The sequence below is a fragment of the Stenotrophomonas sp. 2201_Sma genome, assembly GCF_056486685.1.
On record NZ_CM151329.1, the window covers coordinates 2,545,418 to 2,570,569 of the forward strand.

General features: G+C 68.5%; 21 protein-coding genes. 9 read left to right on the forward strand and 12 right to left on the reverse strand.

The window, feature by feature from the left end; all coding sequences use genetic code 11:
* Positions 1 to 13 precede the first annotated feature (13 nt).
* The 9 genes from ACZLIF_RS11935 to ACZLIF_RS11975 all read right to left on the reverse strand — a co-directional run bounded on the left by ACZLIF_RS11935 (position 14) and on the right by ACZLIF_RS11975 (position 11,106).
* The gene (locus tag ACZLIF_RS11935; protein WP_128987976.1) at positions 14 to 772 is read right to left on the reverse strand and encodes a 2,3-dihydro-2,3-dihydroxybenzoate dehydrogenase; all 759 of its coding nucleotides are present in this window, start codon (positions 770 to 772) and stop codon (positions 14 to 16) included.
* The gene (locus ACZLIF_RS11940; RefSeq protein WP_128987975.1) at positions 763 to 4,653 is read right to left on the reverse strand and encodes a non-ribosomal peptide synthetase; all 3,891 of its coding nucleotides are present in this window, start codon (positions 4,651 to 4,653) and stop codon (positions 763 to 765) included. The genes ACZLIF_RS11935 and ACZLIF_RS11940 overlap by 10 nt, the downstream gene beginning before the upstream one ends.
* Positions 4,650 to 4,907 carry a phosphopantetheine-binding protein gene (locus ACZLIF_RS11945; RefSeq protein ID WP_053517795.1) on the reverse strand — a complete coding sequence of 86 codons (258 nt, stop codon included), beginning with the start codon at positions 4,905 to 4,907 and terminating at the stop codon, positions 4,650 to 4,652. Before ACZLIF_RS11945 ends, ACZLIF_RS11940 begins: the two co-directional genes overlap by 4 nt.
* Positions 4,907 to 5,539, reverse strand: a complete 633-nt coding sequence (locus tag ACZLIF_RS11950) for an isochorismatase family protein (protein WP_053517796.1) — start codon at positions 5,537 to 5,539, stop codon at positions 4,907 to 4,909. Before ACZLIF_RS11950 ends, ACZLIF_RS11945 begins: the two co-directional genes overlap by 1 nt.
* Positions 5,539 to 7,185: a (2,3-dihydroxybenzoyl)adenylate synthase gene (locus ACZLIF_RS11955; RefSeq protein ID WP_128987974.1), complete on the reverse strand. Its 1,647-nt coding sequence runs from the start codon at positions 7,183 to 7,185 to the stop codon at positions 5,539 to 5,541. Before ACZLIF_RS11955 ends, ACZLIF_RS11950 begins: the two co-directional genes overlap by 1 nt.
* A complete protein-coding gene (locus tag ACZLIF_RS11960) occupies positions 7,182 to 8,375 on the reverse strand; it encodes an isochorismate synthase (RefSeq protein WP_128987973.1) in 1,194 nt (397 codons plus the stop codon). The genes ACZLIF_RS11955 and ACZLIF_RS11960 overlap by 4 nt, the downstream gene beginning before the upstream one ends.
* Positions 8,372 to 9,568, reverse strand: coding sequence for an MFS transporter (locus ACZLIF_RS11965; RefSeq protein ID WP_128987972.1), 1,197 nt, complete (start codon positions 9,566 to 9,568; stop codon positions 8,372 to 8,374). Before ACZLIF_RS11965 ends, ACZLIF_RS11960 begins: the two co-directional genes overlap by 4 nt.
* A gap of 152 nt (positions 9,569 to 9,720) precedes the next feature.
* Entirely contained in the window at positions 9,721 to 10,032 is a 312-nt protein-coding gene (locus tag ACZLIF_RS11970) for a DUF3817 domain-containing protein (protein WP_128987971.1), read from the reverse strand.
* A gap of 138 nt (positions 10,033 to 10,170) precedes the next feature.
* Entirely contained in the window at positions 10,171 to 11,106 is a 936-nt protein-coding gene (locus tag ACZLIF_RS11975; protein WP_128987970.1) for a TIGR03571 family LLM class oxidoreductase, read from the reverse strand.
* A 196-nt stretch (positions 11,107 to 11,302) separates the two neighbouring features.
* Here ACZLIF_RS11975 and ACZLIF_RS11980 point away from each other — a divergent pair, with 196 nt between their 5' ends.
* The 4 genes from ACZLIF_RS11980 (at position 11,303) to ACZLIF_RS11995 (ending at position 14,463) form a co-directional block, all read left to right on the forward strand.
* Complete coding sequence (locus tag ACZLIF_RS11980; protein ID WP_128987983.1) at positions 11,303 to 12,823, forward strand: thioredoxin family protein; 1,521 nt, start codon at positions 11,303 to 11,305, stop codon at positions 12,821 to 12,823.
* A 100-nt stretch (positions 12,824 to 12,923) separates the two neighbouring features.
* A complete protein-coding gene (locus ACZLIF_RS11985) occupies positions 12,924 to 13,553 on the forward strand; it encodes a superoxide dismutase (protein ID WP_128987969.1) in 630 nt (209 codons plus the stop codon).
* Positions 13,550 to 14,128: a flavin reductase family protein gene (locus tag ACZLIF_RS11990; protein WP_128987968.1), complete on the forward strand. Its 579-nt coding sequence runs from the start codon at positions 13,550 to 13,552 to the stop codon at positions 14,126 to 14,128. Before ACZLIF_RS11985 ends, ACZLIF_RS11990 begins: the two co-directional genes overlap by 4 nt.
* Positions 14,125 to 14,463, forward strand: a complete 339-nt coding sequence (locus ACZLIF_RS11995; RefSeq protein ID WP_065175224.1) for a tetratricopeptide repeat protein — start codon at positions 14,125 to 14,127, stop codon at positions 14,461 to 14,463. Before ACZLIF_RS11990 ends, ACZLIF_RS11995 begins: the two co-directional genes overlap by 4 nt.
* 27 nt (positions 14,464 to 14,490) lie before the next feature.
* Here the strand turns inward: ACZLIF_RS11995 and ACZLIF_RS12000 are convergent, their stop codons facing one another.
* Positions 14,491 to 15,639, reverse strand: coding sequence for a fatty acid desaturase family protein (locus tag ACZLIF_RS12000; protein ID WP_128987967.1), 1,149 nt, complete (start codon positions 15,637 to 15,639; stop codon positions 14,491 to 14,493).
* A gap of 12 nt (positions 15,640 to 15,651) precedes the next feature.
* Entirely contained in the window at positions 15,652 to 16,722 is a 1,071-nt protein-coding gene (locus ACZLIF_RS12005) for a ferredoxin reductase (protein WP_128987966.1), read from the reverse strand.
* 93 nt (positions 16,723 to 16,815) lie between these two features.
* Here ACZLIF_RS12005 and fabR point away from each other — a divergent pair, with 93 nt between their 5' ends.
* The 4 genes from fabR to ACZLIF_RS12025 all read left to right on the forward strand — a co-directional run bounded on the left by fabR (position 16,816) and on the right by ACZLIF_RS12025 (position 23,111).
* Positions 16,816 to 17,472 (forward strand): HTH-type transcriptional repressor FabR, encoded by a 657-nt coding sequence (fabR, locus tag ACZLIF_RS12010; RefSeq protein ID WP_053517811.1) that lies wholly within the window; start codon positions 16,816 to 16,818, stop codon positions 17,470 to 17,472.
* Positions 17,473 to 17,800: 328 nt separating this feature from the next.
* Positions 17,801 to 20,179 carry an autotransporter family protein gene (locus ACZLIF_RS12015; protein WP_128987965.1) on the forward strand — a complete coding sequence of 793 codons (2,379 nt, stop codon included), beginning with the start codon at positions 17,801 to 17,803 and terminating at the stop codon, positions 20,177 to 20,179.
* 237 nt (positions 20,180 to 20,416) lie between these two features.
* Entirely contained in the window at positions 20,417 to 22,573 is a 2,157-nt protein-coding gene (locus ACZLIF_RS12020; RefSeq protein ID WP_128987964.1) for a TonB-dependent receptor plug domain-containing protein, read from the forward strand.
* Positions 22,563 to 23,111 carry a thioredoxin-like domain-containing protein gene (locus ACZLIF_RS12025; RefSeq protein ID WP_128987963.1) on the forward strand — a complete coding sequence of 183 codons (549 nt, stop codon included), beginning with the start codon at positions 22,563 to 22,565 and terminating at the stop codon, positions 23,109 to 23,111. Before ACZLIF_RS12020 ends, ACZLIF_RS12025 begins: the two co-directional genes overlap by 11 nt.
* A gap of 118 nt (positions 23,112 to 23,229) precedes the next feature.
* Here the strand turns inward: ACZLIF_RS12025 and mntR are convergent, their stop codons facing one another.
* On the reverse strand, positions 23,230 to 23,694 hold the full coding sequence (mntR, locus tag ACZLIF_RS12030) for a manganese-binding transcriptional regulator MntR (protein ID WP_053517818.1): 465 nt from the start codon (positions 23,692 to 23,694) through the stop codon (positions 23,230 to 23,232).
* Between the two features lie 116 nt (positions 23,695 to 23,810).
* Between mntR and ACZLIF_RS12035 the strand changes: the two genes are divergently transcribed.
* Positions 23,811 to 25,142, forward strand: coding sequence for an Nramp family divalent metal transporter (locus ACZLIF_RS12035; protein ID WP_128987962.1), 1,332 nt, complete (start codon positions 23,811 to 23,813; stop codon positions 25,140 to 25,142).
* The last annotated feature ends 10 nt before the right edge of the window (positions 25,143 to 25,152 follow it).

Here is a 25,152-nt window from a genome sequence, read left to right on the forward strand (position 1 = left end):
CTGCATCAGGGGGTCAGCCGCGCAGCGTGGCGCCGCCGTCGACGTACAGGTCACTCATCGCCACATGCCCGGCCTGCTCGGACAGCAGGAACATCACCGACTGGGCAACGTCCTCCGGCGTAGCCAGCTTGCGCAGGGGAATGCCCGCCTTGTAGGTGTCGAGGTTGCCGGCAATCACCCGCTCGGCACCGTACGCGTCTTCCCACATGCCGGTCTGCATGGCGGTCAGCGTCGAACCGGGTGCGACGATGTTGCAGCGGATGCCCAGTGGCGCCAGCTCCAGGCCCAGGCAACGGGTGAACATGGTCGCTGCCGCCTTCGAGGCAGCGTAGGCCGCCATGCCGTGACGCGGCACGCCTGCGGCGTTCGAGCTGACGGTGACGATGGCGCCCTGTCTGCGCGGTGACATCACCCGCGCCAGTGCGCGGCCGAGATGGAACACACCGTCAGCGTTGACCGAGAAAACACGGCGCCAATCGGCATCACAGGTATCCGTCACCGCGCCGACCTGCAGCACGCCGGCCACACTGGCCGCCAGGGCGATCGGTCCGATCTTCGCCTCTACCTGGTCGATGAGCGCATCGACCGCTGCGCTGTCGCTGACATCCAGCGCACAGGCATGGACGCGCTCGCCCACGATCGCGGGCGACTCGCGGTCGGTGGCCACCACCTGGCAGCCGGCGGCGACCAGCAGCTTCACCAGCGCGGTGCCGATCCCCCCGGCTGCGCCAGTCACCAGCGCCACGCGACCCTCAAAACCGGTCAACTGCATGTTGCGATCTCCTGTTGTTCATCCCGATGCCGCAGTCGCGCCGACAGCCATGGCGCGAGTTGCGCCACCGCATCACGGCCGGTCAGTTCGGCATGCAGGAACGGCAGTTCCAGCGCCTGCACCGTGCGCGCGTGCGCCTTCCACAGCGCCGACTGCAGCTGTGGTCGTGCCTGGTGGTCCCGCCCTGCGCGCACATGCACCAGGGTGCCGTCGAATGGCCGGTGGTGGTGCTCGCGGATCAGGCGGTTGGTTCCGGTGACCGCGCGCACCACGCCGTCCAGCACCACGTCGGGCAGGCTGCCCAGCGCACTGCCACCTCGACGCAGGAAGGCCAGGATGCGCTCGCGGCTGTCCAGTTCCGGGTGTGCGTCCGGATCGTGGCCGGCGATGGCCAGCAACGCCCGCAGCGCAGCGATCGGATCCGGCTCCGGCTCGGCCCGCCAGCATTCACTGGGATAGGCGTCGAGCAGGACCAGCTCGCCGACCTCGCGACCGATCTCGTGCAGGCGCACGGCCATCGCCTGGGCGATGATCCCCCCCACCGACCAGCCGAGCAGGTGCACCGGCCCGCGCGGCTGCAGGGTCACTACACGCTGCACGTACTCGTTGGCCATCGCCTCGATGCTGGCCGGCAGCGGCTGCGCGGCGTCCAGCGCCGGCGACTGCAGCCCGTACACGGCCCGCGCCGGTTGCAGCGCACGCGCCAGCGCGCGGTAATTCCAGGCGATGCCGCCTGCCGGGTGCAGCACGAACAGCGGCGAGGGTTCAGTCCCATCGGTCGTGGCCAACGCGATGACCGGGCCCAAGGCATGATCGGCCAGCATCGGGGGTTCGGCGATACGCCGGGCCAGCGCCGCCACCGTCGGCTCCGCGAACAGAACGCCGAGGCCCAGCTCGCAGCGCCAGCGCTGTTCGATGGCCAGCAGCAGGTGCACGGCCGAAAGCGAGTCGCCCCCAAGGCTGAAGAAGTCCGCATCCACCGCAACTGCCTGCTCAAGGCCCAGTGCCTGTGCGAACAAGGCGGCCAGCGCATGTTCCAGTGGCGTGCGCGGTGAGACACCGGTCATCCCGACCTGCGGCGGCTTCGGAAGCGCGCTGCGATCCAGCTTTCCGTTGGTGGTCACCGGCCAGTGATCGACTCCGACAAACGCCGACGGCACCATGTAGTCCGGCACGCGCGCGGCCAGGTGCGCGCGCAGGGCAGCGGCGTCGGCCATTGCCGCGGGCAAATAAGCGACCAGCCGCGGCTCACCGGGAAGGTCGTGGCGCAGCAGCACCTCCACGCGCTCCATCCCAGGCAGCTCCCGCAGTGCCGCCTCGATTTCCCCCAGCTCGATGCGCAGACCGCGCAGCTTCACCTGATGGTCGCTGCGGCCCAGATACTCGACCGCCCCGTCGCTGCGCCAACGTGCAACGTCCCCCGTGCGGTAGATGCGCTCGCCCGCCACGAAGGGATCGGCCAGGAAACGTCCGGCGGTGAGATCGTCGCGGCCCAGGTAGCCCCGTGCCAGCTGCACGCCGCCCAGGTAGAGCTCGCCCGGCACGCCCACCGGCAAAGGCTGCATGCGTGCATCGAGCACATACAGGCGGGTGTTCCAGACCGGGAAGCCGATCGGCACCGGGCGTGAGCGATCGCCTGCCGGGGCCGGCCAGTAACTGACGTCCACCGCGGCTTCGGTAGGCCCGTACAGGTTGTGCAGCTGCGCGTCGATGCGGGCATGGAAGCGGTCGCGCAGCGAGGCATCGAGCGCTTCGCCGCTGGTGAACACCCGACGCAGCTGCAGGCCCTGCGAGGCCGGCGCCGAGAGGAAGGCGTCCAGCATCGACGGGACGAAGTGGGCGGTGGTGATGCCCTGCGCGCGGATCAGCCGGCCCAGCTCGGTGGGATCACGATGCGCATCCGGACCGGCGAGAACCAGCGTTGCGCCGCACAGCAGCGGCAGGAAGAACTCCCAGACCGACACATCGAACGTGGCGGGCGTCTTCTGCAGCACGCGGTCGTCGGGGCCGAAGCCGTAGTGCTCGCGCATCCACAGCAGGCGGTTCACGATGGCGCGATGCTCGATGACCACGCCCTTGGGTTCGCCGGTCGAGCCGGAGGTGTAGATCACATAGGCCACATCATCCGGCGCCGGGTCCGGCCAGGGCGCGGCAGCCCCCTGTGCCATCCATTGATCGGGCGGCAGCACCGGCACGCCTGCGGCCCGGTGCGCCATCGTGCTGTCGGCCAGCACGCAGGCCGGACGCGCCGAGCGCAGGATGCGCGCCAGGCGCTCGTCGGGATGTGCAGGATCCAGCGGAAGATAGGCGGCGCCGGCACGCAGCACGGCCACCAGGGCGATGACCAGCTCCATCGAACGCGGCAGCGCGACCGCCACCACACTGCCCGGCCCCACCCCCAGCGCGCGCAGCTGTGCGGCCAGTGCGAAGCTGCGCGCCTCCAGCGCTGCATGCTCAAGCGTGGCGTCGCCGCAGACCAGCGCCGTTGCCTGCGGGTCGCGATCCATGCCCTGCTGCAACAGTTCCACCAGTGTGGTTGCAGGCAATGGGTGGGTCGTCGCGTTGAAGCGGTGAACCACCTGCGTGACCTCTGCCGCGGTGGCCAGTGGCACGCTGGCAATGTCGTCGGCATCCAGCGCCGCCGACACGAAATGCAGCAGCCGTTGCGCATGCGCCTGCACGTCGGCGTCGCTGTACAGGGCGGGGTTCGCCTCGATCTCCAGATCCAGCAGCGCCTGGCCATCACCGCGGAAGCCCAGCACCAGATCCTCCACCGGCCCGGTGCACAGCACCTGCAGCGTGGCCTGCACGCCGGGCAGCGCCAGCGGCCTGTAGAACGGCTGTATGTTCACCAGCGGGCCATGCAGGCGCTGCTGCGCACCGACCAGGCCCAGATCGCGCCGCAGCTGTTCGCCGCGATACCGGCCATGCCTGCGGCTCTGGCTCAACTGCCGGCCGATGCCACGGGTGTAGCTTTCGACACTGCCCTCGGCAGCGGCCACGCGCAGCGGCAGCACGTTCATCACCATCGCGGGCACGCGCGCCGACGCGTTTCCCAGGCGCCCCATGTAGGGCACCCCCAACACCACTTCCTCGGCCGCACTCATCCGCCGCAGGTACTCGGCCGCAAGTGCGGCCAGCACACCCGGCCACGGCTGCAGCCAGCGCACCGATGCCTGCAGCAGCTCTTCACGGAAGGTGGCATCCAGCGGCTGCACCCAGCGCAGCGCGTCATCACTGGCGGCGGCGATGCCGGCCAGACCAGCGGCGGCCGGCGCGTCCCGCAGGTGGTCGCGCCACCAGGCACCGGCCATCTCGCGACGCGGATCGATGCGGTATGCCGCATCGTCGGCCAGTACACCGGCCAGGGGCGGCAGCGCATCGCCGCCGCGCCCGGCGTACAGCGCGCAGACACGATCGCTGAACAGTGCCATGCCATAGCCATCAGCGGCGAGATGGTGAACGCGCAGGTACCAGACCCAGCGCTGGCCTCCCAGTGCGTAGAGCACCTGCTGGCTGATCCGGTCGCGGGTGGGATCGACCGGGCTCAGCCGGTCGGCCCGCATCGCGGCGTTGGCGTCGGCCACCGGATCGGCAGCGCTGGAAAGATCATGGACTGCCAGCAGCGGTACATGCGCCGGCTCATGCCATTGCAGCGGCTGGCCATCGCTGCCTTCCGTGAAGCGCAGTGCGAGCCCCTGCGCCTCTGCCGCCGCCTGGTTGGCGGCGGCCGTGAACGCCGCCACGTCCAGCGCGCCGTCGATCCATACGGCATGGGCCGTGTTGAATGCAGGGTTGTCGGGAGCCAGGCGCTGGGCATACCACAGCCCCGCCTGGGCCTCGGTCAATGCCACCGGTGAGGTTGGCGCTGCACCGTTCATGCGCCTTGTGCGGCCTGCAGCCGTTGCACCACCTGCCACCACTGGCGCAGCGTGGTGTGCTCGGCCAGCTGCGAGAACTCCAGCGGAAGGCCGGTGTTGCTCCACGCAAGAACGAGGCCGAGCATGCGCATCGAATCCAGGTCGAGATCGATCAGGTTGTCGTCATCGCCGATGTCGGCCGGCTCGCATTCGAGCACGCGCGCCACGTCCGCGCGCATCCGTTCCAGGTCAAGCACATCGCCCGTCCTATCCATCACAGTGTCTCCAGCAGCTGGCCGGTGGTCATCGGTACGCCACAGGTCCGTGCGATCCAGTGCAGCGCCTGCTCATGATCGGCGCGCGAGAAGTCGGCGACCGCGTCCGCGGCGATGAATGCCTCGATATCACGCTGGAAGGCTTCGACCACGGTCGCGGTGCAGCCGATATGCGCATACACACCGGTCACCAGCAGCTGGTCGCGCCCGCGCGCGCGCATCAGCGTCTCCAGGTTGCTGCGCTGGAAGGCGCTGTAGCGATGCTTGACCAGTACGTGCTCGCCCGGCTGAGGGGCCAGCGCGGTGATGATCGGCTCATGTTCCTCACTCCGGCGCATGCCGGGTCCCCACAGGTCGGCCTGCAGGCCGCGGTCGCGCCGGTCCTGATCGCCATGCTGGGCGGTATAGAAAACGGGAATTCCCTGCGCCCGGCAATGCGCCAGCAGGCGCGCGACGTTGTCCACGGCGGGGCGCAGCGGCTCGCTGTCCGCGTCGAACGCTGCCAGGAAGTAGCGTTGCATGTCGTGCACCAGCAACGCGATCCGCTCGCGCTGCGGGTGCCAGGGGCCGCGCGGCTGTGGCAACTCGCTGGCGGTCGGCAGGGAATATGAAGCAATGCGGGGCAGCGCCATCAGCGCGTTCCTCCTGTCTGTTGCAGATGACGCGCACGCAGCTGCGCACGCAGTTCGCGGCGGCTGATCTTGCCCACCGCCGTTGTATCGAAGCTGTCCACGAACACCACCTGGTCCGGCACCTTGAACGCCGCCAGCCCGCGCCCGCGCATCCAGGCCTTCAGTGCCGGCGCCGTGATCGGCTCGCCCTGGCGGATGACGAAGGCACAGCTGCGCTCGCCCAGGTACTCATCGGGAATGGACACCACCGCCGCATCGAACACACCCGGATGGGCCAGCAGATGGTCTTCGATCTCCTCGGCGGAGATCTTCTCGCCGGCACGGTTGATGTGGTCCCCGGCACGCCCCTGCACCACCAGATATCCCCCGGGCAGCTGCTGCACGCGGTCGCCGGTGCGGTAGAAGCCGTCGTCGGTGAACGAGCGCGCGTTGGCCGCGGCATCGTTGTGGTACCCACGGATGGTGTACGGGCCGCGGGTCAATAGATGTCCGATCTCGCCCTCGGCAACCGGCTGGTCGTGGTCGTCGACCACACGGACCTCGTCGTCAGGGCTGATCGGACGTCCCTGGCAGGCCACCACCAGTTCCTCGGGATCGTCGAGGCGGGTGTAGTTCACCAGGCCTTCGGCCATGCCGAACACCTGCTGCAGCGTGCAGCCCAGGCCATCGATGACCCGCCGCGCGGCCTCCGGCACCAGTTTTGCGCCGCCCACCTGCAGCACCCGCAGGCTGGACAGATCGTGCTTCGTCGATGCCGCTGCCTGCGCCCACAGCAGGGCCAGCGGCGGCACCAGCCCACAGCAGGTCACCTTCTCGCGTGCAATCAGCGGGAACGCGACATCCGGGCCCGGCCCCGGACTGAGCACCACGCGGGCACCGGCATACAGCGCACCGAAGAAGCCCGGCGAGCTCATCGGAAAATTATGCGCGGCCGGCAATGCGACCAGATACACGCTGTCGCGGTCGATCCCGCAGATCGCGTTGCTGGCACGGAACGAATAGATGTAGTCGTCGTGCGTGCGCGGAATCAGCTTGGACAGGCCGGTGCTGCCACCTGACAGCTGCAGGAACGCCACCGACTGCGGATCCGGGTCGGCCGGCAGCTGGCTGCGGTCGCCCTGCAGGGTCGCCAGCGCGGCGAACTCCTCCGCATCGCCGTCGATGACCACGTGCAGCAGGGCCGGCACCTCCGCCTGCAGTGCCCGTGCCAGCCCGCGATGATCGAAACCCTCGTGCACATCGGCGGTGACAAAGGCACTGGCCTCGGCCTTCGTGGCGAAGTGCACCAGCTCGGTGATGCGGTGCGCGGGCAACGCGTACACCGGTACCAGGCCGGCGCGGAACAGGCCGCAGACGGTGGCGATGAAGCCCGCGCTGTTGCCCAGCTGCACCAGCACCCGTTCACCGGGCTGCAGGCCCAGCGCCAGCAGGCCGCTGCCGATGCGCCCGGCCTCGTGCCACAGCTGCGCATAGCTCAGTCGGACATCACCTGCCACCACCGCGATGTCATCGGCGTAGCGTTCGGCGCGCTCGCGCAGGAAGGCCGGGAAGGTCTCCCCGCGCCAATGCCCCATCCGGCGATAGTGGGCGACCCGGTCTTCGGGCCATACCTGCTGCAATGGCAGGCGGGAAGGAGATCGGCTCATGCGAGGGGCTCGGTCGGGGGCGCGGGCTCACTGACGCCCAGCGCGTTCAACAGGGCAGCAAACTTCGCTGCGGTTTCGGCCACTTCGGCCTGCGGCTGCGACCCGGCGACGATGCCGGCGCCCGCATACAGGCGCAGCTGCGTGCCCTGCAGTCGTGCGCAGCGGATGGCGACGTACCAGTCGCCGTCGCCCTGCGCGTCCAGCCACCCCACGGCACCGGCGTAGAAGCCGCGTGGAACCGGCTCCAGTTCGCGGATGCGCTGCAGCGCCGCCTGCTGCGGCGTGCCGCATACGGCGGGCGTGGGATGCAGCTGCGCCAGCAGGGCGGCGGCCGGCACCCGTGGATCCTTCAACGTGGCATGGATGCGGGTTCCCAGGTGCCACATGGTGGCCGTGGCATGCAGCACCGGCCGCGCCTGCGCATCGATATGGCTGCAATAGGGAGAGAGGCCATCAACGATGGCCTCGACCACATGACGGTGCTCGTCGTGATCCTTGGCCGACGCCAGCAGGGTCTGCGCGGCACGCTCGTCCTGCACCGGATCCGCACTGCGCCGGGCTGAGCCGGCCAGCGGGTGCGACAGCACCTGCGCGCCGCGCTTGCGCAGCAGCAGCTCGGGCGTCGCCCCGACCAGCCATGCCGGGGCCTGGCCCAGCTCCACCGGCAGTGGCACCGCGTAGGTCGCCACCGACGGATCGGCTCCCAGTCTCGCCAGCAGCACATCGGGCGTCAGGGCGTGGCGTGTGTGTGCCAACAGGCTGCGCGCCAGTACCACCTTGTGCAGGTCCTGTCGGGGATCACGCAGGGCCTGCACTGCCCTATCCACCGCTGCGGCGTAGTCGTCCGCCGAAGGTTCGGCCTGCACGACACCCTCCAGCGCAGGCGCAGCCTGCGGCTGCACCGGCAACGCAGGCAGCACGCGTTCGGGCTGGTACAGCGCATCGTCAGCACGTGGTTCGAACGGAATCGCTCCGACCAGCAGGCCCGGCCCGCCCCGCTGCTGCGCGAAGAACGCAGCCACGCGCCCGGCCAGCGTCACCAGCGGACCGGACGCAAGCGCCGCACGACAGCCACGCGCATGCACATGCTGCCCTGCATGCTGCAGCAGGAACAGCGTGGGGTCATCCGCAGCCGGCAACGGCAACGGCGCCGTCTCCTGCCATGCATCGTCCCTGAGCGAATCGTTCATGTCGCCTCCTTCATCCGGTGCGCTGCCGCCAGCACGCACAGCAACAGCAGCAGCACACCGACCAGCAGATACGGCAGGCTCGGCCCGCCCCGATACAACAGCGTGCCGAGCATCGGCCCGACCACCATGCCCAGCCCCTGTGCCGCAGCGACCGTTCCGGCGGCGGCACCCTGTTCGTGTGCCTGCACCGCATCGGCGGCCAGCGCCTGGAACGACGGGAACACGAAGCCCATGCCGAATGCCGCCAGCGCATAGGCCGCCGGCAGCTGCCAGGACTGCTGCACGGCGGCTACCGAGGCGAAGCCGATACCGGCGATCAATGCACCCAGCACGATCCAGCGCCGCGGTGGCACCTCCAGCTTCATCACCAGTGCCTGCGCCAGGATCAGCCCGACGCCCACAGCGGTCAGTGCGATGCCGGCCATGCGCGCGCCTTCAGCCGCTGCCAGGCCGAGGCGATCGATCGCGAAGAAGCCGACCGTCACCTGCGCGATGGTCACCGACACCATTGCTAGGAACGCGGCCAGTTGGGGCAGCCGAAGGCGCCGGTCCAGACGGCGCAGGGGCGTCCGTCGTGCTGACGATGCCGCCGCTGCCGGCGCCGTCGAAGGCAGACGCCACGCCAGCAGTGCCAGCGCCAGCAGCGGCAACAGCGCGGCCACATACAGCGCCAGCGAAAGATGCGTGTAGGCCAGCCAGCCTGCTGCCGCTGGGCCCAGCACCATCCCCAGTGCATTGGCACTGCCCAGACGGGCGAGAAACTGCGTGCGCTGGCCGGCCGGCGCCTGGTCGGCGATCAAGGCTGCGGCCGTCGGTGGCACCGCGGCATAGAACAGCCCGATCAGCCCGCGCGCGCCCACCAGCACCAGCACCGACACAACCACCGGCGGCGTGACCTGCAGGGCCACATCGATGAACATGGCGAGCGCGAGGTAGACGCCGGTGTACGCGCCCATCGCCAGCAGCAGCACGCGCTTGCGACCGATGCGGTCGCTGAGTTGGCCCCAGCGGCGAGCCGCCAGCATCCACAGCACGCCGGCGGCCGTCACCGACAGGCCCGCGTGCCATTCGGACAGGCCCAGCAGCCGGACCACCGGGCCGATCACGGCGACGAAGGACATCATGGCCATGGTGCCGATCAGGGCCGCCAACACCAGGGCCGGCAAACCGGGAACGACGGGACGTGCGTGCATGGAACACCAGCCGTGACAGGGAAGGACGGCAGAACGCCAGCACGACGCTCCGCCCGATGCCGCCACGTCACGCAGCGACACCACCCTTAAATGATAACGGCTCGTATTTGCATTTGATACCCATTCAATTGAATGGACCCGCAACAGCCGTGTCAGCGCGTCACACGCGGCGACAGCAGGCCGCGACGGCGGAACCACCACTCCAGCGGCAGCGTGACCAGCGGCGGGACAGCAGCAAGCAGGGCCAGCGCGCTGGCCCACCATGGCCAGCGCAGGCGCACTGCGGAGAACAGGGTCACGGCCACGTACATCAGGAACGCCACGCCATGCAGCGGCCCGAACAGCTTGACCAGGGCGACGTTGGCCTGCGGGCCGTACTTCAGCCACATGCCCACCAGCAGGCCGGCCCAGGTGATGGCCTCGATGAAGGCAACCACGGCGAACAGCCGTCCGACGGGGTGCATGGGATTGCCCGGGGTCACATCGCGCTCCTGCAGGGACCGAAAATGCGAATGATACGCAGATGCGAACGTTCAGGACACCGTCGGGTCACACCCGCCCACATCGGTAGCGCCGGGCCATGCCCGGCGGGCGCAGCGCAGCTACCGGGGGATATGCGGCAGCACCCGCTCCCCGATCTCGCGCAGCACGGCCTCCACCGGCCGGCCGTTGTCGACCAGATTGAACATCACATGCGCCACGCCCTGCGCATGCACGCGCAGCAGATAGTCACGCAGGCCATCGCGGCCGACCTTCAGGCCAAGCGGCAACGGCTCGGCGGGTGCATGCGGATCCGCCTGCAGGTCCAGCAGCATCGACTGCACGAACGGTCTGCCCGCCGCGCCCTGTTGCGCCAACGCCTGCTGCCACAGACCGATGCGTCCCTCCTGGGCAGCCTCCTCGCGGTGATAGGTGGCCCATCCTTCAGACTCCCGGGCGATCCACTGCAGGCTCTGCCTGGCGGTACCCACCACCAGCATCGGAATACGCGCGGCCGGCGCAGGCAGCACGTCGAAGCCTCCGGTCACCTGCAGCACGGCGGCCCGCTCGTGTGCCTGCGGCGACAGCGCCGCCCGCAGCAACGACCAGCGCTCACGGAACGTCGCGGCCCTGCCCTCCAGATCCTCGCCGAACGCGGCGAATTCCTCCGGGCGGTCACCCGAACCCAGGCCCAGCACGAAACGCCCGCCGCTGATGCGGTCCAGGCTCAAGGCCGACTTCGCCACCTGCAGCGGCTGGCGCAATGGCAGCACGATGGCCGCACTGCCAACCACGATGCGCTCTGTCGCGGCGGCCAGCATGCCCAGCCACAGGAAGGGATCATCCAGCGCGCTCGCGGTCGCCTCCGGTCCCTGCGGCACCATCAAGGGCACGTCGCGCGTCCACAGCGCGGCAAAGCCGAGGTCATCGGCCAACCGGGCGATACGCCGCGCCTCATGCGGATCGGCCAACCCGTGCGCCGCCACCGGCGTCATCAGTCCCAGGCTCAGGCCCTGTTCTGCAAACAGCGCAGCGTAGGCAGAATTGAAATCGCTCATGCTGCCAGCTTAGCGTGGGCCCTGCGGCAACGGCGCTGCCGCAGGTGCGTGCCAAGCCGGTGGGTTCAATGGGGTGGTGTATCGGCAGAGGGTGCGGGCGGCGGACGTCATGCCCTGCAGCGCACCCTTCATGAGCAAACTGAATCAGCAGCCTCTGCCGTCATTCCTACAATGGCCTGTCACCCTGCCCTTCGAGATGCTGCCGATGCGCGTCGCGCTTTCCGTGTTGCTGCTGGCTTCGGCGCTGAGCGCCTGCACCCCGGCCCCGGTTTCCACCGCCAACTCCGCCGAGGCCCCCGCACCGGCGTCCGCCATCGCCTGGCGCCAGGGCGACGTCGACGACGCCTTCGCCGAAGCCGCCGACAGCGGCAAGCCGGTGCTGCTGTACTGGGGTGCGGTCTGGTGCCCACCGTGCAACCAGCTCAAGGCGGGTCTGTTCAAGGACCCGGCCTTCATCGCGCTGACCAGCAAATTCGTTCCCGTCTACCTGGATGGCGACGAGGAAGGTGCGCAGGCCTGGGGCGAGCGCTTCGGCGTGCGCGGCTATCCGACCCTGATCGTGCTGGACCCACAGCGCAACGAAATCACCCGCGTGGCCGGCGGCAACGATGCCGCCGAACTGACCCGGGCACTGACCGTGGCCGCAGGCCGCCGCAGTGCCGTTGCCGCCACCCTGGCCACCGCATTGACGACGCCGGAGCAACTGGCCGCCGAAGACTGGCAGGTGTTGGGCGACTACGGTTGGGAAGTCGACGCCAACCGCCTGGCCGGCGAACGCAACAGCCAGGACGTGCTGCGCCAGCTGTCCAAGGCCGCACCGGAGGCCGCGCTGCAGCGCCGTTTTGCTCTGCTTGCCTTGGCAACAGCCGGAAAGCCCGATGCCTCGCCCACCGAAGTGCGCGAGCTGCTGCAGGCGGTGCTGGCGCACCCCGCGGAGGTGCGACGCAACCGCGAGCTGCTGGGCTATGCCGGCGTGCAGCTGGTCAAGCAGGCCAGTACCGGGCCGGCCACCAGCAACACCCTGGGACAGCAGCTGCTGGTCGCACTGGAGCGCGCAGACGCCGAGCGTGGCAACCGCGCCGACGACGCGTTGTCGCGCGCGCTGACCGAAGTGTCGCTGGCCCGACTGCAACAGCCCAAGGGCGCACTGCCCGCCACTCTGGTTGATCGGGTCAAGCAGCGCGTGGCGGCTGCCAATGCCGCCGCCACCGATGCGCATGCACGCCAGGCCACGATCAGCAGCGCGGTCTACGCACTGCGCCAGGTCGGCGACGACGCCGGCGCGGAGTCGCTGCTGCTGGCCGAGCTGAAGCGCAGCGAGCAGCCGTACTACTACATGCCTGAGCTGGCCGAACTGGCCGAGCAGCGCGGTGACACCGCCGGTGCGCTGGAGTGGCTGAAGCGGGCCTACGACGGTGCGCAGGGCCCGGCGACCCGCGTGCAGTGGGGTGTGCTGTATGTGGAAGGCCTGCTGAAGCTGGCGCCGGACGATGCACCGCGCATCGAACAGGCGACCGCCTCGCTGATCGCCGAACTGGAGGCGCAGCCGTCGGGCTACCACCAGCGCACCCGCCAGCGCTTCGAGCGCCTGGCCGGGCAGCTGAAGGCATGGAGTGGCAAGCACCAGGGCGCGCAGACGCTGGCGCGGCTGCAGCAGCGGATGCAGCAGGCGTGCGGCAATCAGGTGGATGGGGCGTGCAGGGATTGGCTGGGTTGAGTGGATGATGGCGCAGGCGGGTTGACCTCAACCAATGTTGAGGTGCGATAACAGTCTCCCCACGGCCAGCCCGCTGGCCTTCGCTACGGAGACTGCTTCAATGTCGTACTCGCTTCCCCCGCTCCCCTATGCCTACGATGCCCTCGAACCGCATTTCGATGCGCGGACGATGGAGATCCACCACAGCTGGCACCACCAGACCTACGTCAACAACCTCAATGCCGCGGTCGAGCAGGCCGGCCTCGCCGAACAGCCGGTCGAGGCGCTGATCGGCCGCCTCGATGCCGTGCCGGAGGCCCAACGCAGTGCGGTCCGGAACAACGGTGGCGGCCACGCCAACCACAGCCTGTTCTGGACCGTGCTCAGCGCACACGGCGGCACGCCCGATCAGGTGCTTGCGGCGGCGATTGACCGTGACCTCGGCGGCTTCGATGCCTTCAAGGATGCCTTCAGCAAGGCGGCGCTGACCCGCTTCGGCAGCGGCTGGGCCTGGCTGACCCGTGATCGCGATGGCCGCCTGCGGGTTGAAAGCAGCGCCAACCAGGACAACCCGCTGATGGGCGCGTCGGCCGGCCTGTCCGGCAACACGCCGATCCTCGGCCTGGATGTGTGGGAGCACGCGTATTACCTGCATTACCAGAACCGCCGTCCGGACTACATCGGGGCGTTCTTCAACATCATCGACTGGGCCGAAGTCGGTCGCCGCTACCGCCAGGCGGGCGGCGCATGAGCACCGGCACTCCCCATTACGCCGGGCCGTGGGCCGGGGTCTTCCCAGCCCCGGCTGCGGTACCCTCGGTCAGTCTGCCGCCGCGTGCGTTGCGGCGGCTGCTCGGCCACTTCCCTACCGGCGTGGCCATCGTCTGCACCCGTGACGCACGGGGCAGACCGCTGGGCCTGACCATCAATTCCTTCGTGCCGGTGTCGCTGCAGCCGCCGCTGGTACTGTGGAACCTGGCCCTGCACGCACAGAGCCTGCAGGCCTTCCAGCGCGCCACGCGCTTCGCGATCAGCGTGCTGGGCGCGGACCAGGAAGCACTGGCGCGCACGTTCGCCGATCCCCAGGTGCGCAATCGTTTCGACGGCGTACCCCTGCTTCCAGACGAAGACGACGCGCCGCCGCGCATCGCCGGCGCGGTCGCGCACCTGACCTGCACCCGTCATGCGCAATGGCCGGTGGGTGATCACCTGCTGCTGGCCGGCCGCATCATCGAGATCAATGAGACCGGCGGTGCGCCGCTGATGTTCCACCGTGGCCGCTTCCTGCCGGGGCCGCTGGACACCCTGCGGGAGGTACAGACATGAACGTCGAGGCACTGGAGGACCTGCTTGCCAACGGCCACGACAGCGCGCTGCTGCGCTTCGGGCTGGGCAAAGGTTGGCTCGACGCCGGCAATCCGGCGCGCGCGGCGACCCATCTGGGCCGCTGCGTGGCACTCGATCCGCAGTACTCGGCGGCGTGGAAACTGCTGGGCAAGGCCTGGCTGGCGGGTGGCCAGCCGCAGGCGGCGCGCGAGGCATGGCAACGGGGCCTGAGCGTGGCCAGCCACCAGGGCGATGAGCAGGCCCGGAAGGAAATGCAGGTGTTTCTGCGCCGGCTGCAGCGCGAACAGCCGGCGCCGCAGGAGAGCGGGGGCTGAGCCGGCCGCACAGGCCGGCCGCATCGATCAGCCCGCGTTGGCCGGTGCCGGCGCCGTCATGATGTCCGGCATCGGCAGGCGGCGCGGCTTGCTCGGGAAGGCATGCCGCAGGATGCGCCACACCACCTGGCCGAACTGCCGTGGCAGCGAACCGTTGTTGTAGTGCTGACCGTAGCGAAGGCAGATCTCCTTCACTTCCTTGGCGATGGCCGCATAGCGGTTGGCCGGCAGATCCGGATAGAAGTGGTGTTCGATCTGGTGGCTGAGGTTGCCCGACAGCACGTTGATCAGGAAACCACCGCTGATGTTCGACGAGCCACGCAGCTGGCGCAGGTACCAGTGGCCACGCGACTCGTTGCGCAGGCACTCCTTGGGGAACGTCTCCGATTCAGCGGTGAAGTGGCCGCAGAAGATGATCACGTAGGTCCAGATGTTGCGCAGGCCGTTGGCGACCAGGTTGCCCAGCATCACGGTCAGGAAGAACGGGCCGGCCAGCAGCGGGAACAGCACGTAATCCTTCAGCACCTGGCGCAGCATCTTGCGCGCCACCGGGCGGGTCTGCAGCCACATTGCCCGGCCGCTGATGCGGCCCTTCAGCCAGCGCCCCAGGCGCAGGTCCTGGGCGGCCACGCCCCACTGGAACAGCAGCGCGAAGATCGGTGCGATGATCGGCTGCAGCAGATAGAACGGCTTCCAGCGCTGTTCCGGGAAGATGCGCAGCAGGCCGTAGCCGATGTCATCGTCCATGCCGCGCACGTTGGTATAGGTGTGGTGGCGGAAGTTGTGGGTCTTGCGCCAGTTGTCAGCGGTGGCAACGATGTCCCACTCGTAGGTGTTGCCGTTCAACTTCGGGTCGCCGGTCCAGTCGAACTGGCCGTGCATCACGTTGTGGCCCAGCTCCATGTTCTCCAGGATCTTCGACAGCGCCAGCATGAGCGTGCCAGCGATGGCGGCCGGCCACAGCAGCGGTGCCCACAGCAGCGGCGAGAACGCCGCCAGGAACAGCAGGCTGCGGCCGCCGACGCCGAACCAGCGCACGGCCGCGGCCACGCGCCGGATATAGCGCGTATCGGACGCGCCGAGACTGCCGATCACACGGTCGCGGATCGCGTCGAGTTCCTGGCCGAAGGCGTTCATTTCGGCAGGACTCAGGGCACGGTCGGTAGCGCGGGTCATGGCAACGGTTCCTCAGAGATCCAGGGTCAGGTCGGTGGTCGGCGCACTCACGCAGATCCGTACGGGCTGCGCCGCTTCGGAATGCGTATCGCCGGTGCGCAGATGGCGGGTAGCGCCACTGACGCGTTCACAGCTGCAGCTGTTGCAGATGCCCATGCGGCAGCCGTGCCGGGGCTTGATGCCCTGCGCTTCCAGGCTCTCCAGCAGGGGGCGGCCGCGCGGCACGCGCAGCTGGCGCCCGCTGCGTGCCAGGGTCAGCGACACCTCGCCTTCGCCGTCGGCATCCAGCAGCGGCGCGGGCGGCGTGAAGGCCTCGGCCTGGAAACCGGCCACCTGATGCGCAAGGCGGCGGCGCGCGGCGGCAACGAAGCCGTCCGGGCCACAGGCCAGTACATGGCGCTGTGCCAGCGGCGTGTCATCGCCGGGAATGTGCAGGGCGTGGGTATCGATGCGCGCGGCCGGTACCTGGCCCTCGCGGGTGGTCAGCAGGTGCACGCGCAGGCCCGGCGTCGCTGCCGCCAGCGTATGCAGTTCGTCACGGAACTGGATGGCGGCCGCTGTGCGTTCCCAGTAGAACAGGTCCACCGGCGCGCCCAGCGGTCGCTGGCAGGCCTCGCGCAGCAGGCTGCGCATCGGCGTGATGCCGCTGCCCGCCGCCAGCAGCAGCACCGGCGCGGCGGCCGGCATATGGAAGTCACCGAAGGCGGCATCGATACGGAACAGGTCTCCCGGCCGCGCCTGGTTCACCAGGTGCTGGCTGACCCGCCCCCCTTCCACGGCCTTGACGGTAATGGCCAGTTCGCGGCCACTCAGCCGGGTCGGGCTGTAGCTGCGCTGCCATACCCGCCCCTCAAGCTCGACGCCGAGGGTGACGTGCTGGCCGGCGCGCATGCCGGCCCAGTGCCGGTTGCAGCGCAGGATCAGGGTGGCCGCGCCCTCGCCCGCTGGTTCGCGTCGGACCAGGCGTGCCAAGGGCTCGCGCAGCGTCCACAACGGATTGATCTGGCCGGCCCAGAAATCGAACAGCGTGGGCGACAGCCAGCGGTGCAGGGAAAACGGGGACGGACGGACGACAGCGCTCATGGCAGCCACTATACGGGCGCACATACACCTGTGTATACACGTGTATATTGAACCGGATTGGGTATGATTCAGCCTTGCCCCACCGGAACCCTCATGGCCGCTGCCACCGTCCTGTCGATACCCGAAGATGCGCAGAGCCCGGCCCGCCGTACGGTGAGCCGCGAAGATCTGCTGGCCGCAGCCCTGAAGCTGATCGGCCCGCACCGCAGCCTGTCCACCCTCAGCCTGCGCGAGGTCGCGCGTGAGGCAGGCATCGCGCCGAACAGCTTCTACCGGCAGTTCCGCGACATGGACGAACTCGCCGTGGCCCTCATCGATGTGGCCGGCCGCTCGCTGCGCACCATCATCGGCGAGGCGCGGCAGCGCGCGACCTCCTCCGCCACCAGCGTGGTGCGGGTATCAGTGGAGACCTTCATGGAGCAGCTGCGCGCGGACGACAAGCTGCTGCACGTCCTGCTGCGCGAAGGCGCGGTCGGTTCGGATGACTTCAAGCACGCCGTCGAGCGCGAGCTGCACTACTTCGAGGAAGAGCTGCAGCACGACCTGGTGCGCTTGGCGGCCCTCGACGGCGCGGTGCTGCATGCACCGGAACTGGTGGCCAAGGCGATCACCCGCCTGGTGTTCGCGATGGGCGCCACCGCGATGGACCTGCCGCCGGAGAAGGATCCGGAACTGGTCGAACAGATCTCCACGATGATCCGCATGATCATCGTCGGCGCCCGCACCCCGGCCGCCTTCCGCCGCGGCTGATCGCCAGGCTCCAGACCGTTGCCGCTTTGCGCCGGAATGCTGCAATGCAGCAATGCAGGGCGCTACTGCGCCGCCGATCTGTGACTTGCATCACGATTTAGATCGGTGAAATGGGGTTCGCCTCGCTTCGACAGGGGCTTCATGCCGTTTTCACTTCAGCAGGACTATCCAGCATGCGCGAGCTCCGCAGCTGAATAGGCCCTCCATAGCTGGATGGACGCCGCCGCAGTCTTCTGGACGAGTTGCATGGCTCTGCAGGCCGTCGCCCCGCAGAGTGTTGCCTTTGGCCTGTGGGGACGGGCCCCATCCAACGCATTGGAGAGATCCCATGTACACGATGAAATCCGCTTCACGCACCCTGCCCGCGCAGGTCGCTCCGCTTGCGCTGGCCGTGGCGGCCTGCGTCGGCGTGCCGCTGACAGGTCATGCCCAGTCAGTTTCGGTCCCGGCCGGCACCACGCTGACGGTGGATCCGGGAAGCCCCTATGAGGGCCGTGATTTCTCCGTCCGCGGAACATTGAACCTCAATGGCGTCAGTGTGGGTCGCGTGGATGCCCGCGAGGGGGGCGTCGTCAATGCGACGGACACGACCATTACCCGCAATGTGTCGGGAGCGGGAGGATCGATGACCAACTCGCAGGGCCGCTTCCTAAGGTCGGAGATCGTCAACGCGGATGCCAACGGCTACGGCTTTTCAACCGGCGCGCTGGTTACCGCCAACCCCCCTCAGCCTCTCAGCTTCGTCCAGTTCATCGACAGCAAGGTGTCGGGTGCCGCCATTGGTGCTCAGGCCAGTGGTGGCGGCACCATCGTTGCCGAGCGCTCGACCTTCTCCGGAGCCATCGGCATGCGCACCCTGGCCGGCTCGATCGAGCTGCGTGATGGCTCCGCCGCCATCGGCAGCGACATCGGCCTGCTACTGGGAAATTCCAGAGTGAACCAGCCCCCCTATGCGGACCCTGCGGACTGGCATGTACTGGTGGATGGATCACGCGTGGAGGGCACCACCGGTCCCGCCGTCAAGGTGAGAATGGAGATTGGCCGTGCTCCCGATCTGGCACGCCTGACCGTCCAGAACGGCGCAACGCTCATCGGTGGCAACGGCAATCTGGTTGACGTCGATCCCGACATGGCACTGGACTTCACGGCTCGCACGTCCACTCTCAACGGCAACTTCGTCATCGCCGATACCGCCAGCACGACCCTGCGCTTCCTCGATGGGCTGGTGCTGACCGGACAGATCACCGGCCCGGCCGAGGTGATCGTCGACCAGGGCGGACGCTGGACGCTGTCCGGCGACAGCAGCACCGGCAACCTCACCCTCGGCGCGGACAGCCACATCCTGCTCGGCGCGGAAGGTCAGGCGGCGTATCCGCAGTTGACCGTCAATGGCGATTACACCGGCAACGGCGGCACCCTGCATTTCAACACCGTGCTGGCCGGCGACGCCGCCGCCAGTTCGCGCCTGCATGTGACCGGCGCCACCAGCGGCGCCACCAACGTCATTGTCAACAACGTCGCGGGCGCCGGCGCGCAGACGGTCGACGGCATCCTGCTGGTCCAGGTCGATGGCGCCAGCAACGGCAGCTTCGCGCTGCAGGGCCGCGCCATCGGCGGCATGTACGAGTATTTCCTGCACAAAGGCTCGGCCACGACGGCCAACGGCAACTGGTACCTGACCTCGGCCTACACGGGCAATCCGTGCGATATCAATCCTTCCCTGCCGGAGTGCGATCCGGAGGATCCGGTGATTCCTCCTCCCGATCCTGACCCCGATCCCGAACCCGTGCTGCGCCCGGAGCCCGGTGCCTATCTGGCCAACCAGATCGCGGCCGAGCAGATGTTCCAGGTACGTCGTCACGATCGCGGCGAGCCCGGCTTCGACCGCGCGCGCCCGGGAACCTGGGTGCGTGGTGGCCGCGATCAGATCCAGGCCAGCATTGCCGGCCAGGTCGATGCCCGCACGCATCTCAACGTCCTGCAGCTGGGCAGCGATCTGTGGCGCTGGAGCGACGGGCGCGGCCAGGTGGGCGTGATGCTCGGCACCGGCGACGCCACCACCCGCGCAGTCTCCATGCTGTCCGGCTATGGCACCCGCGGCAGGATCAAGGGCAAATCGGCAGGCGTGTACCTGGGCTGGGTGCAGGATGCACAGAGCAGCGGCGGCCTGTACGTGGACGGCTGGGTGCAGGCTGCCCGCTTCGACAATGATGTGCAGGGCGAGGGCATTGCAGCGGAAACCTACGATGCGGACGTCCGCAGCGCGTCGCTGGAGCTCGGCTACGCCTGGGCGATCCGCACCCGCGAGGCCAGCACTCTGTACCTGCAGCCGCAGGCACAGCTGACCTGGACCGACTACGACAGTGACAGCGTAGTTGAGGACAACGGAACACGGGTCGAGGATGGCCGCAGCATCGGGCTGAACAGTCGGCTGGGTGTGCGTCTGTTTGGACAGAGCACCCTGCGCGGCAATCGCGTGCAACCCTTCCTGGCGGTCAACTGGCTGCGCGGCCAGCGAGATCCCTCGATGCGCTTCAATGAAGAGCTGTTGAGCGCGAAGACACCCGACAGCCGCTACGAAATGCAGGCGGGCGCGCAGCTGCAGCTGGGGCAACGCTGGAGTGCCTGGGGCGACCTGCGCGTGCAGCGCGGCGACAGCGGCTATCGCAACCACGGTGCACAGGTCGGCCTGCGCGCCGCCTGGTGACCCCCGGCGTCCCGCCCGGAACCCGCGCCTGAACACCCCTGCCGGATATGACATCCGGCAGGGGTGACGTCGTCTATTGTAATGTTATAACACCGTCGTTCCTGATGAGGCCCCTGCGCCGTCCAGATGAAAGCAGCGCCGCGCCTGATATAGCCATTGCTATATCTATAAGCGTTTGCTTTCATGTGCGCCAGCCAGGTCGCCCTCGCCGCTCTCTTCCCCAAGGACGACGCCTCCATGCCCCACGCCGTGCCGCCGTGCCACCTTCCGCTGGCCACCGCCATCTTCTTTGCCCTGTCGACCCCGGTACTAGCCGGCACGCCCTCGCCCACGCAGCTGGACCGGGTGCAGGTCAAGGTCAGTACCGCCACGCGCAGCGAGCGCCTGCTTGCCGATGTGCCGATCCGTACCGAAGTGCTGCGCAGGGAGGACATCGCGCTGCGTGCGGCCACCGATTTCTCCCGTGCGGTCGAACTGATCAATGGCCTGCGCGTGGAAAGCAACTGCCAGAACTGCAACACCAGCGAAGTGCAGCTGCTGGGCCTGCCGGGTGCCTACAACCAGCTGCTGTTCGACGGCATCCCGCTGCTGTCCACACTGGGCAGCGTGTACGGCCTGGAGCAGATTCCCGCCGGCTTCGTCGATCGCATCGAAGTGGTCAAGGGCGGTGGCTCGGCGCTGTATGGACCCGGCGCGGTGGCCGGCGTGATCAACCTGGTTCCGCCGCTGCCCTCGCGCAGTGGTGGCCATGTGCAGGCCGGCGTGGATGTGCTGCGTGGCACGCCGCAGAAGAATGCAGATGTCCGGCTGGATCTGGTCGCCGCGCAAATCGATGCCGGGCTGTCGGTGATCGCCCAGCGCAACTGGAACAGTGGCATCGACTACAACGGTGATGACTACACCGAGATCACGCGCAAGGATCTCAAGGTCGGTGGACTGCAGGCCTGGTATGCGCCCACACCGGGAACACGGCTGCGCGTGGACGTGCAGGTCACCGATGCAAGCCGGCGCGGCGGCAACCGCCTTGACCAGCCGGAGTATCTGGCCAACATCGCAGAATCGCTCGACACCACGTACCGGCGTGGCAGCGTGTCCTGGGACCAGGAAGTAAGCCCGGACATCGACTTCCGCCTGGCCTATGCGTTCGCCGACATCGATCGTGACAGCTTCTACGGCGGTCTCGGCGATGTGGTCACCGACCCGTCGGCAGCCGGATACGATCCTTCCGAGCTGGACCCCACGGTGGCCGGCAGCGCCGCCTCGCGCTCCTGGCGGCAATACGGGCGCACGCACAATCCGCTGCATTACCTCGACAGCCAGTTGAACTGGCGGCTGGGCGCACATGCCCTGGCGTTCGGCGTGCAGTACAAGCACGAGCGCCTGCGCGACGACAACCGGACCGGTGACGGCCAGCGCCTGGCCGTGCTGGAGGACGCCAGCTTCCACAACCTGGGCGCCTTCGTGCAGGACGAATGGAGCCTGCGCGAGGACATCGACCTGGTGATCGGCGCGCGCGTGGACCAGAGTTCCGAACTGGACAACGCGGTGTTCTCACCGCGAGTCGCCTTGGCCTGGCAGGCCACGGAGAACCTGAAGTGGCGGGCCGGCATCGCCAGCGGATTCCGCGCACCGGAAATCTTCGTCGAGGATGTACATGTGGACACGCTCGGCGGCGAGCAGGTGCGCGTGCGCAATGCCGACGGCCTGAAGGAGGAACGTGCGCTGACCACCCTGCTCGGCTTCGATTGGCGTTCGGATCCAGCCGAGCCGGTGTGGACGTGGGATGCCACCGCCTCCTACGCGCGCATCCGTGACACCTTCGCGCTGGGCGAGATCCAGCGCGGCGCCGATGGCCGGCTCGGCCAGCTGCGTTACAACGCCTCGGGCTCGGACGTACTGGGCATGGAAACCAATCTGGGCTGGCAGCCCTCGCCGCAATGGCGTCTTACCGCGGGCGCATCGTGGTACCGCTCGCGCTTCCGCGAACCCCAGCGCATCTTCGATGACACCGGCGAGGGCGGCGACACCGTGATCGACAGCCGCGACTACCTCAAGACCCCTCGCTGGACCGGGCTGGCCCAGCTCGGCTGGTTGCCTTCAGAACCGTGGGAGACCTTCATCGCGCTGCGCCACACCGGTTCAATGCCGGTGCTGAACAACCGGTTGGGTGAACTGCACCGCACCCGTGCCTTCTGGGTGACCGACCTGGGCGCCCGTTGGCATCGCCACCTGGGGGTGGGCGCCGAACGGGAGGTGTCCGTGGCAGCCGGAGTCAAGAACGTGTTCGACCAGCGGCAGAAGGATCTTGAAGCCGGCGCGCTGCGCGACAGCGACTACGTCTACGGGCCACGCTTCGCGCGCTCGTGGTATGTCAGCCTGCGCTATGCGTTCTGAAGCACTGCGCATTCTGCTGTGCGCGGGCAGCGTGCTGCTGGCCGCACCGGTGGCGGCAGAGAACCTGCACGCGCAGGTCTCGGCGTCGCTGATGCGACCGGAGGCGCGATCGCTGCGCCCGATGCAGTGGTCGCCGCCGCCGCGGTTGATCGCGCTGTACTTCGGCGCGGACTGGTGCGCGCCCTGCCATGCCTTCGTGCCGACCCTGCGCAGCGTGCGTGACGCACTGCGCGAGGCCGGTGCGGACACGGAGGTGGTCTACGTCAGCCAGGATGAGAGCGAGGCCGCGCTGCGCCGCTACATGCGCCACCAGGACATGCCGTGGCCGGTACTGGACCCGCGCAGGGCCGCGCGCATGCCGGTGCTGCAGGCCCTGGCCGGCCCCGCGCCGCCCAATCTTGTGCTGATCGACGCGGAAGGTCGCGTGCTGGCGAACGGTTGGCACGGACGGCGCTATGAGGGTCTGCAGCCTGTGCTGAAGCTGTGGCAGGCAGGGGCATGCGCGCAGGAACAGGCGCGCTGCCCACCGCTTGAGTGACCTGCGGTTGCTTCCACGGCCGCCGGGCATGGCCCGGCGCTACCCCTCCTTCCGAGCGCATGCAGCCGCCGGGCATGGCCCGGCGCTACCGCCACCCTTCAGATCGCGGGCACCGGCCCTACCCGCCCTCGGCCTTGCGCACGAATGCTTCGAACAGGGCCAGCGTCTGCTCGCTGACATGATGCTCGATGCCTTCGGCATCGCGCCGGGCGGTATCGGCATCCACGCCCAACGCCAACAGGAAGCGCTCCACCGTCTGGTGCCGCTGGCGACTGGCATGGGCCAGCGCCTCGCCCTCGGCGGTCAGGAAGACACCACGATAGGGCCGCTGCACGACCCAGCCGTCGCGGGCCAGCCGCCGCAGCATCTTCGCCACCGTCGGCTGCGCCACCCCCAGGCGGGTGGCGATGTCGACCTGGCGGGCCTCGCCCCCATCGGCCAGCAGGTCCGAGATCAGCTCGACATAGTCCTCCACCAGTTCCATCCGGTGCGCCTCGCGCACCTGCCGGAAGCTCTCGACCTGGCGCTCGGCCTCGATCAAGGGGGGATTCTTTGGCGATGTCGAATCGTCGCTCTTGCCCACGCGTGCGCCTGTCCTGCCGAAGTCGTCCGGGAATGAAGCTGAATTCTGGACCAGTGACGCGATAAAGACGATTGTTTCACATTGCTATTGGATATAGCAGGGGCTATATTACACGTATGAACACCCTGGCGCCCGATAACCCTTCGGCCCCTGCCCCGGCCAGCCTGGGTGCGCTCAATGCCTCGGTGGCGGTACCCGACAAGGGCCACTGGTGGTTCCGCCTGCTGGCGTTCCTCGGCCCGGGCTACATGATCTCGGTCGGCTACATGGACCCTGGCAACTGGGCCACCGACCTGGCGGGCGGCTCACGCTTCGGCTACCTGCTGCTGTCGGTCATCCTCGTGTCCAATCTGATGGCGGTGATCCTGCAGGCGCTCTCGGCGCGGCTGGGTATCGCCACCGGGCTGGACCTGGCCCAGGCCTGTCGCGCGCGCTACCCGAAGCCGGTCAACCTGGCCCTGTGGGCGCTGTGCGAGGCAGCCATCATCGCCTGCGACCTGGCCGAGGTGATCGGCACCGCCATCGCACTGAAGCTGCTGTTCGACCTGCCGCTGCTGTGGGGTGCAGTGATCACCGCGCTGGACACGCTGCTGGTGCTGCTCCTGATGAATCGCGGCTTCCGTGCGCTGGAGGCCTTCGTCATCGCGCTGCTGATGGTGATCTTCGCCTGCTTCGTGGTCCAGATCGCGATGGCCGCGCCGCCTGTCATGGCGGTCCTTGGCGGCTTCATTCCACGCGCACAGGTGGTCACCGATCCGCACGCCCTGTACATCGCGATCGGCATCATCGGCGCCACGGTCATGCCGCACAACCTGTACCTCCACTCGTCCATCGTGCAGACCCGAGCGTATCCGCGTACCGACGAGGGTCGCCGCAGCGCGCTGCGCTGGGCGGTGACCGACAGCACGCTGGCCCTGACGCTGGCACTGTTCATCAACGCCAGCATCCTGATCCTGGCCGCAGCCGTGTTCCATGCCAACGGCCGCTTCGACGTGGAAGACATCGAGCAGGCGCATCAGCTGCTGGCACCGATGCTGGGCGTGGGCGCCGCGGCGACGCTGTTCGCGGTGGCACTGCTGGCGTCGGGCCTGAATTCCACGGTGACCGCGACGCTGGCCGGGCAGATCGTGATGGAGGGCTTCCTGCGCCTTCGCCTGCCGCCCTGGCTGCGGCGGCTGCTGACGCGGGCGCTGGCGATCATTCCGGTGGTGGTGGTGATCGTGCTGTTCGGCGACCAGGGCGCGGTGAAGCTGCTGGTGCTGAGCCAGGTGGTGCTGTCGATGCAGCTGCCGTTCGCGATCATTCCGCTGGTGCGGATCGTGACCGACAAGGTGACCATGGGCGCACTGGTGGCGCCGCGGTGGCTGGGTACGATCGCCTGGTTGATCGCGCTGGTGATCGTGGCATTGAATGTGAAGCTGCTGGTCGATACCTTCGCCGGCGCCTGACGAGCGAGGG